Origin of the sequence: Staphylococcus sp. McC-251-APC-3A2, from assembly GCF_009695665.1 — a bacterium.
Taxonomy (GTDB): domain Bacteria; phylum Bacillota; class Bacilli; order Staphylococcales; family Staphylococcaceae; genus Staphylococcus; species Staphylococcus cohnii.
In genome coordinates this window covers 317,804-331,277 of record NZ_VUNO01000002.1, presented here as the reverse complement: position 1 = coordinate 331,277, position 13,474 = coordinate 317,804, and the positions used below count along the sequence as shown (strand labels likewise).

Annotated in this window: 11 protein-coding genes and 1 pseudogene; 7 read left to right on the top strand and 5 right to left on the bottom strand. The window is 32.6% G+C overall.

The annotated features are described in order from the left end of the window. Positions 1-163 precede the first annotated feature (163 nt). Positions 164-442, bottom strand: coding sequence for a GNAT family N-acetyltransferase (locus tag FYJ81_RS06495; protein ID WP_107384216.1), 279 nt, complete (start codon positions 440-442; stop codon positions 164-166). A gap of 198 nt (positions 443-640) precedes the next feature. Here FYJ81_RS06495 and FYJ81_RS06490 point away from each other — a divergent pair, with 198 nt between their 5' ends. Next, on the top strand, positions 641-1,603 hold the full coding sequence (locus FYJ81_RS06490; protein ID WP_192942940.1) for a metal ABC transporter solute-binding protein, Zn/Mn family: 963 nt from the start codon (positions 641-643) through the stop codon (positions 1,601-1,603). 289 nt (positions 1,604-1,892) lie between these two features. Next, positions 1,893-2,114 (top strand): annotated as a pseudogene (locus tag FYJ81_RS06485) (transposase); the annotation flags it as partial. A gap of 161 nt (positions 2,115-2,275) precedes the next feature. On the opposite strand, the gene aldA reads toward FYJ81_RS06485, so the two are convergent. Continuing rightward, on the bottom strand, positions 2,276-3,703 hold the full coding sequence (aldA, locus tag FYJ81_RS06480) for an aldehyde dehydrogenase (protein ID WP_192942951.1): 1,428 nt from the start codon (positions 3,701-3,703) through the stop codon (positions 2,276-2,278). Between the two features lie 191 nt (positions 3,704-3,894). Between aldA and FYJ81_RS06475 the strand changes: the two genes are divergently transcribed. From FYJ81_RS06475 to mhqD, 4 genes are all read left to right on the top strand, one after another. Further along, positions 3,895-4,332 (top strand): MarR family winged helix-turn-helix transcriptional regulator, encoded by a 438-nt coding sequence (locus tag FYJ81_RS06475; RefSeq protein WP_107384233.1) that lies wholly within the window; start codon positions 3,895-3,897, stop codon positions 4,330-4,332. 66 nt (positions 4,333-4,398) lie between these two features. Continuing rightward, complete coding sequence (gene mhqE, locus FYJ81_RS06470) at positions 4,399-5,361, top strand: ring-cleaving dioxygenase MhqE (protein WP_107384214.1); 963 nt, start codon at positions 4,399-4,401, stop codon at positions 5,359-5,361. A gap of 53 nt (positions 5,362-5,414) precedes the next feature. After that, positions 5,415-6,320: a VOC family protein gene (locus tag FYJ81_RS06465; RefSeq protein ID WP_107384213.1), complete on the top strand. Its 906-nt coding sequence runs from the start codon at positions 5,415-5,417 to the stop codon at positions 6,318-6,320. Between the two features lie 25 nt (positions 6,321-6,345). After that, positions 6,346-6,939, top strand: a complete 594-nt coding sequence (gene mhqD / locus FYJ81_RS06460) for a methylhydroquinone degradation carboxylesterase MhqD (protein ID WP_107386198.1) — start codon at positions 6,346-6,348, stop codon at positions 6,937-6,939. A gap of 133 nt (positions 6,940-7,072) precedes the next feature. Here the strand turns inward: mhqD and FYJ81_RS06455 are convergent, their stop codons facing one another. Together FYJ81_RS06455 and FYJ81_RS06450 are read right to left on the bottom strand one after the other, a co-directional pair. Further along, on the bottom strand, positions 7,073-8,134 hold the full coding sequence (locus tag FYJ81_RS06455) for a YkvI family membrane protein (protein WP_154409480.1): 1,062 nt from the start codon (positions 8,132-8,134) through the stop codon (positions 7,073-7,075). A gap of 424 nt (positions 8,135-8,558) precedes the next feature. Then, positions 8,559-10,511 (bottom strand): fructose-1,6-bisphosphatase, encoded by a 1,953-nt coding sequence (locus FYJ81_RS06450; protein WP_107384210.1) that lies wholly within the window; start codon positions 10,509-10,511, stop codon positions 8,559-8,561. A 468-nt stretch (positions 10,512-10,979) separates the two neighbouring features. Between FYJ81_RS06450 and putP the strand changes: the two genes are divergently transcribed. Beyond that, positions 10,980-12,521: a sodium/proline symporter PutP gene (putP, locus tag FYJ81_RS06445; RefSeq protein WP_107384256.1), complete on the top strand. Its 1,542-nt coding sequence runs from the start codon at positions 10,980-10,982 to the stop codon at positions 12,519-12,521. Between the two features lie 251 nt (positions 12,522-12,772). On the opposite strand, the gene FYJ81_RS06440 is transcribed toward putP, so the two are convergent. Then, positions 12,773-13,396 (bottom strand): DedA family protein, encoded by a 624-nt coding sequence (locus FYJ81_RS06440; RefSeq protein WP_107384257.1) that lies wholly within the window; start codon positions 13,394-13,396, stop codon positions 12,773-12,775. Positions 13,397-13,474: the final 78 nt, after the last annotated feature.

Genomic DNA, 13,474 nt, shown 5'->3' with positions numbered 1-13,474 from the left:
GGTTTGAATTTCATTAGAATAGAATATGGATCCGAAAAATAAAAAGAAAAAAAGAGTCTGGGACATCATTGATTCGTCCCAGACTCATTCATATTTGTGATTTAGCTTGAGCTGTTTATATCCAAATTTATTTTGGAACTTAAAGAAGTTTGTAGGCAAGCAATTAACCTGCATAAACATCTTGGAATTCTGGTTTTTTCTCAATGACTGATTTAGCAAAAGGACATGTCGCAGAGACTTTTAAATTGTTGTCTCGTGCATAGTCAACAACTGATTTTACAAGTTGAGAACCTAAACCTTGGCCACCAAGCTCATCTGGTACGCCTGTATGATCAATAGTTATTTGATTATCACCTTGAGGTTGAAATGTAATCTCTGCTTGTGGATTGTCTTCGTTATCGCCTATATAAAACTTATTCGTACCTTGTTTAATTTCCGCCATTCTAACACCTCCATGTTATTAACGTCATATATATTAAATATCACATTTCACCTTAAGTTAAACAAATATTAAAAATAAGCACGTATTTTAATCATCAATGATGTCATTAAATATTGTCGAATAACAAAAAACCATTGAAAAAATGTGAAAATAAGTTTATAGTTTTAACGGAATAATTTCGATTTGGAGGGGCGTTTTTTGAAAAAAATTATGTTACTTATTCTGACCTGTATATTTATCGTATTGTTAAGTGCATGCGGAAATATAAATTCTGAAAAAAAAGACGTCAGTTCGAATAATAAATTAAAAATATATACGACAGCATTTGCATTCCAAAGTTTTACTGATCAAATCGGGGGCAAATATGTAGATGTTGATTCGATTTATCCCCCCGGTGCTGACATGCATTCTTTTGAACCTACACAAAAAGAAATGATTAATATCGCTAAAAGTGATTTGTTTATCTATTCAAATGAAGAAATGGATCCCGTGGCTAAGAAAATTGCACGTTCAATTAATAATGATAACTTGAAATTACCTGTTGCTGCACATCTTAGTCACCATGATTTAATTGCAAATCACGAAGAACATGATGAACATGACAATCACGATCATCATGAAGGTCATGATCATGGGGAACAAGACCCACATGTATGGCTAGATCCTGTGTTGAATAAAAAATTTGCTAAGGTGATTAAAAATGATTTAATCGAGAAGGATCCTAAACACAAAACGTATTACACGCGTAACTACAATCATTTGATCAAAGATATCGACGAAATTGATAATGAGATGAAGCGGATTACACAACATCCTAAACGTGATACAGTCGTAATTTCTCATGACTCTATAGGTTATCTAGCAAATCGCTATCAGTTTAATCAGCGAGGTGTTAGTGGCATGAATAATGAAGAACCTAGTCAACGTGAACTAATGAATATCGTTCAGAATATAGATAAAACTAAACAACCTTATGTATTATATGAACAAAATATCACTTCTAAAGTTACAGATGTTATTCAAAAGGAATCTAATACAACCCCGCTAAAATTTCATAATATGGCAACCTTATCAAAAGAAGAAGTAAAGGATAAACAGATTACTTATCAATCTTTAATGAAAGAAAATATGAAATCATTAAATAGAGCACTTAATCAGTAATTACAATCATATTGATGTCAGGATAACAATATTTTGTACTAAATCCTAAACGTCAGATAACATATTTGATGAAAAATTTCGAACTATCCATATAATGATTAAAGAGATTGGGACATAAATACCAGAAAAATAGCAATCAGATGATTTAATTTAATCCATCTGATTGCTTCTTTTTTATTTAATACTTCATATTGTTGGCTCGCTTTCTTAGAGAACAGCTCAACCTGTAGACTTCAGGTTGTCCTGTTCCCTCAAGCGTCTCGCCAAAATACGTCGCATTTATATGTATTTGTCACGACATGTTAATGAAATCGTTGAAGCAATCTCTGAAAATGTATTCGATGAATTCAAACATCATCGTGGTGTTACATCATATCATCCTAAAATGATATTAAAAATTATGCTATATGCCTACACACTATCCGTATGCTCTGGTCGTAAAATAGAAAAGCTGCTTAATCATCGTATCCGAATGATGTGGCTGTCACAAAAACAAACACAAAATGAAAAAGGCAATTTCTATATTATTTCGATAGAAATGCCTTTTTTAACTTGTCCAAGAACTTAATGTCCCAGACTATTTTATTTTTGTAAAAGAAATTGCTGTTACAGTTTGCTTAACATGCATTTAGTCATTTAAACATGTTGTGTATTTTTAAACATTTAACACTTTTAATCATATCTAATGTAAGACACTGTTGTATTGTAATATTCTTCAAGTCCACGAATACCGTCAGCGCCTCCGAGACCTGATTCTCTCCAACCAGCATGATATCCATTCACAACTTCTTCTGCTTCACAATTTGCATAAACTTCACCAAATTTAAGACGTTCAGTGGCTATCATTACTTCTTTTAAATCTTCTGAAAATATATAAGAAGATAAACCAGCGTTTGTATGATTGGCTTGTTCAATAGTTTCTTCAAAGTCAGAATATTGTACGATAGGTAGTACAGGTCCGAAAATTTCTTCTTTGAAAGCTTCGTCGTCTGGACTTACTTGATCTAAAATCGTTGGTTCATAAAAATAACCGGAACGATCAATTATGTTACCACCTGTAATTAATTTAGCACCGCTATGAATTGCATTTTGAACTTTTTCATCGATGCTATCTAATTGTTTTTGGTTGATAATTGCACCGAAATCAGTTTGATCATCAAATGGATTTCCTACATTTAAAGTTTCCATTTTGTCTTTTAGCTTATTAATGAACGTTTCATGGATATCATGGTGTACAAAGATTCGTTCAGGGCAAGTACATACTTGTCCTGCGTTATTAATTCTAGCAGTAACAATGTAATCAACGGCCTTATCTAAATTCGCATTTGGTGTCACTATTACAGGCGCATTGCCGCCGAGTTCAAGATTAACTTTTTTAACCGTTTGAGCACTCTTGGCATAAACAGATTTACCAGCACGCATACTACCTGTAATTGATATTAATTGTATATCTGGATGCTCTGCTAATTGTGTACCGACAGTTTCTCCTTTACCAGGGATAATTTGAATGAGACCTGCAGGGATTGTTGATTGGCGAAACAACTCTGCAATTTTTAGAGTGACTAATGATGTTTCCTCACTTGGTTTAATTACTACAGAACAACCTGTGATTACAGCAGGAATGACTTTTCTCATTAAGACCATGATAGGTGCATTCCATGGAACGATACCTGCAGTTACGCCAATAGGTTTTTTTGTTAATTGTATCGTTTCATTTTCGCGACTATTTTGAATGACTTCACCTTTGCTATTCATACTTTGACTTGTCATATAGTCTATAAAGTGTATTGCCTTGTCTATTTCACCGATTGCAGAAATGAGAGTTTTCCCTTGTTCTTGAACATATAATTTTGCAATTTCATCTTTATGTTCTTCTAATAAAGGGATTAACATTTTCACATGGTCTGCCCGTGTTGGCTGAGGGACTTTTTCCCATTCTAATTGTGCTTGTTTAGATTTTTCCACAGCCGAATTAACTTCATTTTCCGTCGCAAATGTAATTGTGTCTATGATTTCTTCTGTCGCAGGATTAATGACATTCATTGTGTCATTAGACTCACTTTCTACAAATTGATTGTTAATAAATAATTTATTCATTATGACACCTCCACATTATGATATATACCACTTATAAGAGAGAAAGAAACTGGTTGAGAAATAATGTTAAGTACTTTTAATGTTGTTGCCATTTTAATAATAAGTATATTTTTTATACCTTATTTGTTGACTTATGTCTGAAGAGATATTATAATTTATCTCGAATTCGAAATAAATTGGAAGTTGGTGATGCAATGAATCGTACTAAAGAGTCGTTGAATACTTTTATTGGTTTAAATCGAACCGTAGATCATTTAGAACAAATCGTAAGAAATGATATCCAACGTTACGGCTTGAATATAACGGAGTTTGCAGTTTTAGAGTTATTATATAATAAAGGCGACCAGCCGATACAGCGTATTGGTGACAGAGTTTTAATTGCGAGTAGCAGTATCACATATGTCGTTGATAAGTTAGAAGCCAAAGGATATGTAGTAAGAATTCGAAATGTACAAGATAAACGCGTAACCAATGCTTCAATAACTGACGAAGGTCAAGCATTAATGAATGATATATTTCCAGAACATGCGGCTACGTTACAATCAACTTTCTCAATACTTTCAAACGAAGAATTAACAATATTACAACTAGCTTTAAAAAAATTAAGTGCTCAACCTATTAATAAGTCGTAGCACTTAAAAATTTTACTCAAAATTACTTCGAAATCGAGATAAATATAATGAAAAAGGAGTTTTATTATGACAAACAATCAATTATTAGGAATACACCATGTAACAGCAATCACAGATGATGCTGAACGAAATTATAAATTTTTTACTGAAGTATTAGGAATGAGACTTGTTAAAAAGACTGTAAATCAAGATGATATATATACTTATCATACATTCTTTGCAGATGATGTAGGTTCTCCTGGTACTGATATGACATTTTTTGATTTTCCTAATGTTCCCAAAGGGCATTCTGGTACCAATTCAATTACACGTCCGTCATTTCGTGTGCCTGATGATGCAGCGTTAGCATATTATGAACAAAGATTTAATGAATATAATATTAAACATGAAGGCATTCAAACACTATTTGGTAAAAAAGTATTACCATTTGAAGAATCAGATGGACAAAGTTACCAATTAATTTCGGATGAAAATAATAAAGGCGTGGCACCTGGACAACCTTGGAAAGAAGGTCCAGTACCAACAGATAAAGCAATTTATGGTTTAGGTCCGATTGAAATAACAGTTAGTTATTTTGAAGATTTTAAAAAGATTTTAGAAAATATATTTGATATGACAACGATTATAGAGGAAGAAAACGTTGCAGTATTAGAAGTAGGCGAAGGTGGCAATGGAGGTCAAGTATTTTTAAGAAAAGATACAACTGGTCCAGAAGCGAGACAAGGTTATGGAGAGGTGCATCATGTTTCATTCAGATTAAAAGATCATGAGGCAATATCTAAGTGGTTAGAAAAATATGAACAGTATGGTATAGGGAATTCTGGGTTAGTAGACAGATTTTATTTTGAAGCATTATATGCACGTATTGGCCATATTTTGATTGAAGTTTCTACTGACGGCCCTGGATTTATGGGAGATGAGCCATATGAAACATTGGGCGAAAGTCTTGCATTACCACCATTCTTAGAAGAACAACGTGATTATATTGAATCAGAAATACGTCCGTTTGACACAAAACGTTCGCATTAAAAATGAAAGATTGTTTAAACCTTGAAATTACAAAATGAGAAGGTGGTTATTTTATGGAAGATATCAGTCATATTCATCACATTTCGGCGATTGTAGGTAATCCAGAAGAGAATATTCAATTTTATAGAGATATACTCAATTTAAAATTAATTAAGAAAACAGTGAATTTTGATGATCCTTCCACGTATCATCTATATTTTGCAAATGGCAATGTAGATAATGGAACGATACTGACATTTTTTAATTGGCCTAACAATTATAAAGGACGGATAGGTTCTGGTCAGGTTCAACGTATAGCATTTCGGGTGCCTAATGGATCATTGGAACATTGGGAAACACATTTACAATCACATGGGATAGAGACAGTGAGAACACAATTATTTGATAAAGCTACGGTCGAATTTTCAGATATACATGAGTTGCCATTAGCACTTGTGGAAGCCGATGAAGGGCATTCATATGATAATGGAGGAAATATTTTAGGTTTTCATGGTGTTAGCATGTTATCAACTGAGCCACATCAAACAGTACGAACATTGAATGAGGATATGGGTATAGAGCTAGTAAGTGAAAACGATCATCATGTTCACCTAAAAACTAAGGGTGAATGGCAACATCACGTGATAGTTAGAAAAGAGGTAGCCAATGTCCGTGTACGATGGGGCGTCGGTGTAGTACATCATATTGCGTGGTCAGTACCTAATGATGATGCTCACAAAGCTTGGCAAATGAAAATGAAAGACAAAGGCTATCATGTAACTGACATTAAAGATCGTAATTATTTCAATGCTATTTACATGAAAGAACGTGGCGGCATTATTTTTGAGTTTGCTACTGAAGGACCTGGATTCACGATAGATGAACGATTTGAAGATTTGGGTACACATCTTATGTTACCACCACAATATGAAGAACGCAGAGAAGCATTATTGAATTTATTACCACCCATTCGAATATAACTATTTTAAAAGGAGATGATGAATAATGGAACACATCTTTAAAAAAGGTGATTTAAACGGACCAACTTTTATCCTATTGCATGGTACTGGTGGCGATGAAAATGATCTTTTACCTTTAGCGCAAGCGTTAAACCCTAGCTATAATGTATTAAGTGTAAGAGGTGAAGTATCGGAAAATGGTATGAATCGTTTCTTCAAGAGATATGGTGAAGGTCAATATGATGTTGAAGATTTGAAATATAGAACAAACAATTTAATTCAATTTTTAAAAGAAGCGGCTGCAACTTATCATTTTGATTTAGCTAAGGCTGTCCCAGTAGGTTTCTCTAATGGTTCTAATATAGCTATAAGCATGATGTTACACCCTGATATTTCATTTAACAAAGCGTTACTGTATGCACCTTTATATCCTTTAGATTCAATAAATGATAAAGATTTATCTTATACCAAGGTATTATTATCAATGGGTGAAAATGACCCAATTGTTTCTGTTCAGGATAGTCAAAATGTTATTGATATATTTAAACAAAGAGGTGCAACAGTTAAGGAACTATGGGTAAACAGTCATGAACTCACACGAGAAGGTATCATTGCGGGCCAATCATTATTAGAAGATTAACCAATATCAGTTTGCTTAGCGTTTTATATAAAAGGCGTTGCTAACAAAATAGAATACCCCTAGACTCATTCAATATTTTGATCACATCTGATTAAATGAACATAATATTGAAACACTTGTCTAGGGGTTTTTATTATGATGAATGAGATTTATAAAAGATGCCTTTAATTAATATAGGTATTAACAAAATGAAACCGAAGAGTCCCATTAATGGAAATACTTTTCCAATTAACTCAATAAAGCCGATAAATGTAGTAGCAAATGTAATGATTGCGATAATTATAATTAATATATAATAGTTTTGTTGGTATGGTTCTGTGAAACGAGAAGCAAATGCATACATTAAGCCCACAACCGTATTATAAATAACTAATATCATGATAATTGCCATAAAATGACCAATCACAGGTGAAATATGGTTTGCCAATAATAATGACGGTAATGATACGTTTATTATGTTTGTGAATTCTGTTACCATTCCAAGGTTCAACATTAATAATAAAAACGTTATAATGATGCCACCTAAAATACCGCCCAAATATGTTGCCTTCTCAGATTTCATGCGTCCTCCCATTACAGAAAGAAAACTAAACGCAGCTGCAATTTGTAAACTGCCATAGTTAATTGCATCAAACCACCACCATCTATCTGTCCGATTGCCACTATTGGCGTATTGTGATGCTGAGTTAAAATCAAAGCTTCCAGTAGTGAAATAATAAATAGCAATCAATGAGACAATAATGACTAAAAATGGTGTGACCATGCCTAAAACAGTTATTAAACGGTCGAATTTTAAGAACAAAGTAGCCAATATAATAATCACTAAAATTAAAGCGCTAATGGCATATGGTATACCAAAACTTTCATGAATCGTTGAAACTCCACCAGCTGTCATAATCATTGCTAATGCAAGTAAAAACAGAGTTAATATAATATCAAAAATTGTTGCAATTGTTCGAGGAAGATAATACTTTATGGGCTCGGTATGGCTGTGAGAACGCAATCGATATCCTGTATTTAATACAAGTACACCGGCGATAGTAATTATAAGTCCGGTTATAATAACGCCTAAAACACTGTATATACCATTACTCGTAAAAAATTGAAAAATTTCTTGTCCAGTTGCAAAGCCAGCGCCCACAACAACACCTACAAACGCAAAAGCGACCGCGATACTTTCTTTTAAATTAGACATATAGTTGGAATCCTTTCTTGCCATTCATATGGTGAACATACTTATTTAATAAACATCACAATGATTTATTTTATCTTAAAAGAAAATAGAAATAAATGGAAAAGTTTATATCGAATATACATATGTATTTTTTGAAAGAACGAAAACGATAATATGGTTGAACAAGTGAAGTGAAAATAATTAAACGGTTAGCATTTAATAAAAATTAGGCTGCTAATTCCCTGTGGAATTTAGGGAGTTAGCAGCCTAGAAAATAGCATTTTTATTAGGTCTACAATTTTAGGGGACGGTGCCCATAAAAATTGACGTTTCTTTTATTTTTATGAAACATAGTAGTGTTTGCTGAGCTATTGTTTTTTGAATTTTAAGTCACACGATAATAGCATCACGTGAATAGCACCTTATGAAAAAGTGATTGATAAAATTAATTGACGAAGCGATCATGCATTAATACTTTTAAAACATCAATTTTTTCTTGTATGTCTTTGCCAGTATTGGTATCACGTATTTTTTTACGTTTTAATTCTTTGTCTACTACACGGCGTATAGAAAGCTCGTCTGCCCCATTCAGTAAGACGTGTTTTTTCGAATTAAAGTGTTGGTGTGCCACAAGCTGCATTCCAAAAGAATTATAGAGTAAAGTATAGCCAGCAATTCCAGTTGTAGATTGGTAGGCTTTTGAAAATCCACCGTCGATAACAATCATTTTTCCTTCCGCTTTGATTGGATTTTCACCATCAATTTCTTTGACTGGTGTATGACCATTGATGATATGTCCTTCTTCTGGGTCTAAACCGAAATCTTTCAACATTTTTTTGCACATATTTACGTCTTCGCGTAAATAATAATAAGGGTTTTTAGTTTCTTTGTGTGCTGATTTATCATTAATATAATAACGTTCAAATGTTGTCATTGCTCTTTTTCCAAATAATGATGAATATTTACCTGTCCATAAATACCAGACGAGATCAGTTGCTAAATCATCATGTATATCTTTATGGTCAAATGCTTCTCTTACAAAGTGTTCAAAATGATCAAGTAAATCTCTGCCATAGCATTTTTCACCATCAATAATCATAGATTCCATTTCGCCATTTTCATCCACAGGTATACAACCATGTATAAGTAGATTGCCATTATAAGGGAGATAAAGTTTGCCTTTTTGCATTAAAAATGTCATATGTCGTTTTAATTTTTCTGATTGTTGTACTGACAATAATAATTTTTCTATTACCTCGTGTTCGTCTTCAGTTAATGCGTTAGGGTTGTTTGGATCGATAGTTTGGAAGCAAGTATTTTCTAAAGTGTAAGTTTTACCATAAAGTGTTGCTGTATTATTTTCATAGTCGATACTCTCTAATACTAAGCGTTCTTCCATTTCAAAATTAGGTCTGCGCTTAATGATAGGCGCTTCCAATTTAAATTGAATGATGGCGATTGCCTGATGGATTTTAGTGATTTGCTCTATTTCAGATTGAGACAGTCCTTCAGCATTTTTAGGTTTGAAAGCGGGATTGTCACCTGAATAATACTTTTCAGCAAGTGTCAATAAAGGACGTAAATTAATACCATAAGCATCTTCTATAATATCTAAATTATCATAACGTGCACAAATTCTGAGTAAATTTGCTAAACAAACTTTAGAACCAGCATAGGCACCAATCCACAAGACATCGTGATTTCCCCATTGCACATCAACGGAAGGATAGTCAATTAAAGTGTCCATGATTTTATCAGGTTCTGGACCACGATCATAAATATCGCCTACAACATGTAAGTGGTTCACTACAAGATGTTGAATTGTAAAGGACAGGCCGATAATCAGGTCATCTGATTGTTCGAGTTCAATAATTTGATTCATTAAAGTTTGATAATACGAATGTTTATTATTATATTTATTACTTTTATATAACAGTTCTTCTATTATAAAAATATAATTTTTAGGTAAAGTTTTGCGTAATTTCGTGCGTGTATATTTAGAAGAAGCATAAGTTACTAATTTGATAAGACGATTAATCGTTGTGATATACCATTCATCTAAACGCTCTTTTGAGGTGAAACTATTTTTAATTAATTTTAATTTTTCCTCTGGATAATATACAAGTGCTGAAAACTCATTTATTTCTTGGCGTGTTAATGTATCTTGAAATATATCACTGATTTTAGATCGAACATTTCCTGAACCATTCCTTAATACATGCTGAAATGCATGGAATTCACCATGTAGGTCACTGACGAAATGTTCCGTGCCTTTAGGAAGTTCTAAAATAGATTCAAGATTTATAATTTCAGTTGCTAATTCCTCTCTGTTATTAAATTGTTGAGATAATAAATCTAAATATTTTTCTTTTACGCTTTTTTCTGTTGCATCATGCATTATTTATGTCACTCCAATTAGGTAGTTTTGTTACTCATTATATTTAGTAAAACGTTTCCATTGTATGTGTAATATTGTAGCATTAATTTTGGGGTGGGTGTCTAGTATTGATTATATTATTTAGACTATATGTTAATTAATATAAATGACTTCATTTTTTTGTCAAAAAAGCGATAAAATTCTTAAAAATAATGATGTTACTCAAATACATTAAATCGCATATAAATGTAAATATTGCAGGAAACATACATTTTTTTGAATTTAAAAAATGATTATTTAACCCTGTAATTGTAAAAATACACATATTATTTCAAACGGTAAAAATAGCTTAATAACAATTGTTCAAAGCGTGTTATAGGCGTTTTGAAATACATTTATAAAAATTATTTTTAAAATAGCAGTTTAAAAAATTTTTAACTTTTGTATAATAAGTGCATGTAACAAAATTATATAAAGGGAGTTTATTTTATGTTTACATTGGGAGCATCGTTATCGAGTCAAGTAAATCCAAACTGGCAGACATATATTATGCTTGGTGCTTATTTTGTTGTGTTATTAGTCATTGGATATTACGGCTATAAACAAGCGACAGGTAATATCAGTGAATATATGTTAGGCGGTAGAAGCATAGGACCATATGTTACAGCATTATCAGCTGGGGCCTCGGATATGAGTGGTTGGATGATTATGGGGCTGCCTGGTGAAGTTTATACGACAGGATTATCAGCTGCTTGGTTGGCAATTGGTCTGACAATTGGTGCATACATAAATTATCTCGTTGTGGCTCCACGGTTACGTGTGTATACAGAAAAAGCTGGAGATGCTATAACATTACCTGATTTCTTTAGAAATCGTTTAGATGATCAATCGAATGTGATCAAAATTATATCAGGTGGTATTATTGTCGTGTTCTTTACACTTTATACACATTCCGGAATGGTCGCAGGCGGTAAATTATTTGATAGTGCATTTGGCTTAAACTATCATTTTGGATTATTATTAGTTGCTATTATTGTAATTGCATATACTTTCTTTGGCGGCTATTTAGCCGTGTCCTTAACAGACTTTTTCCAAGGGGTAATCATGTTAATTGCTATGGTAATGGTACCAGTAGTAGCAATGATGCAATTAAGTGGGTTGGATACTTTATCGCAAGCGGCAGATTTGAAACCGACAAACCTTGATTTATTTAAAGGTACAACAGTCATTGGTATCATATCATTCTTTGCTTGGGGCTTAGGTTATTTTGGACAGCCACATATTATTGTACGTTTTATGTCTATTAAATCAGTGAAGCAATTACCGACAGCAAGACGTTTTGGTATAGGTTGGATGGCAATTAGCTTGCTAGGTGCAGTTGGAGTTGGCCTTGTAGGTATTACATTTGTCAATCGCGGTGGAGTAACACTTGAGGATCCAGAAACATTGTTTATATTAATGGGTCAAATATTGTTCCATCCACTTGTTGGTGGTTTCTTACTTGCAGCTATTTTAGCGGCTATTATGAGTACGATTTCGTCACAACTATTGGTGACATCAAGTTCACTAACCGAAGATTTTTATAAATTGTTCCGTGGTGAGGAAGCAGCAAAAAAACATGAAAAAGAATTCGTTTTTGTTGGACGTATGTCAGTTATTTTAGTTGCAATTGTATCAATTATAATTGCATGGTCACCTAATGATACAATTTTGAATCTTGTAGGTAACGCTTGGGCAGGTTTTGGTGCTGCATTTGGACCACTTGTATTAATGAGTTTATATTGGAAAGGTTTAAGTCGTACTGGTGCAGTCAGCGGAATGGTATCAGGTGCAATTGTTGTAATTGTTTGGATTGCGTTTGTTAAACCATTAGGTGAAATTAATGATTTCTTTAATTTATATGAGATTGTTCCAGGATTTTTAACAAGTTTAATTGTTACAATTTTAGTTAGTAAAATGACGAAGAAACCTCAAATTGATGTAGAAGGCGATTTAGAAGAAGTTCGTCAAATAGTAAAAGGTAATAATTAATCGTTATCAGTGTAGTTTGATAAAGGGGTAGTATTTTAATTATATAAATATTCAATGAGCACATAAATAATAGAAAATTTTCTGCTCAAAAGTTTAGGGAGAAATTAAAGTTCGTGAAAGGCTAACTTCGAAGGGGGAAGTTAGTCTTTTTTTTATAAAAAAAATCAGACAAAAACCCGTTTGGATTTTGTCTGATTGCTAAGATAGATATAAGTCATATGAGCATGTGTTGTAAAAGTTTTCTAACTACTTCAAAGCATACATTTATTGATGTGTGCGGTTTTTTTGTAGATTCGAATAAAGAGATATATCACAGCTATAGCGATGATGACATACATAATATATGAATAAGTGTGTAAGCCATTCATTAACATATCAAAACTGTTGCTCAACATGCTACCTAAGAAAATGAGTGCAATGTTCCAAATTGTAGTACCTATCAACGAAAGGATGGTAAATACAAAAATATTCATTCTATTAATGCCTGCTGGTATAGTGATTAATACACGTAAAACAGGAATAAAACGACAAACAAAGACTGCAACTGCACCATATTTTTTAAACCATTCATTGGCGCGAGCGATATCTTTTCCTTTGAGTTTGATCCATTTTCCATATTTATCTACAAAACGATATAAACGTGCTTCGGAGACAATGCTACTGATGTAATAAAGTATGATTAAACCGATTAATGATGAAATGGTAGATATGATAAAAAGTAAAGGTATAGATAAATCAGATTTAACTGTCATAAGCCCAGCAAATGTCAAAATAATTTCAGATGGAATAAAAGGTAATATATTTTCTAATAGGATTAATATTGCGATTGCAGTATAACCCCAAGCATTTATAAAGTTTGTCAGTATTTGTTCCATAGTGATAAATGTTGCTCCTTTTCATAATAAAACGTGATGATATTTTATAATTACTTCTGTATTATAATCTAAATTAAT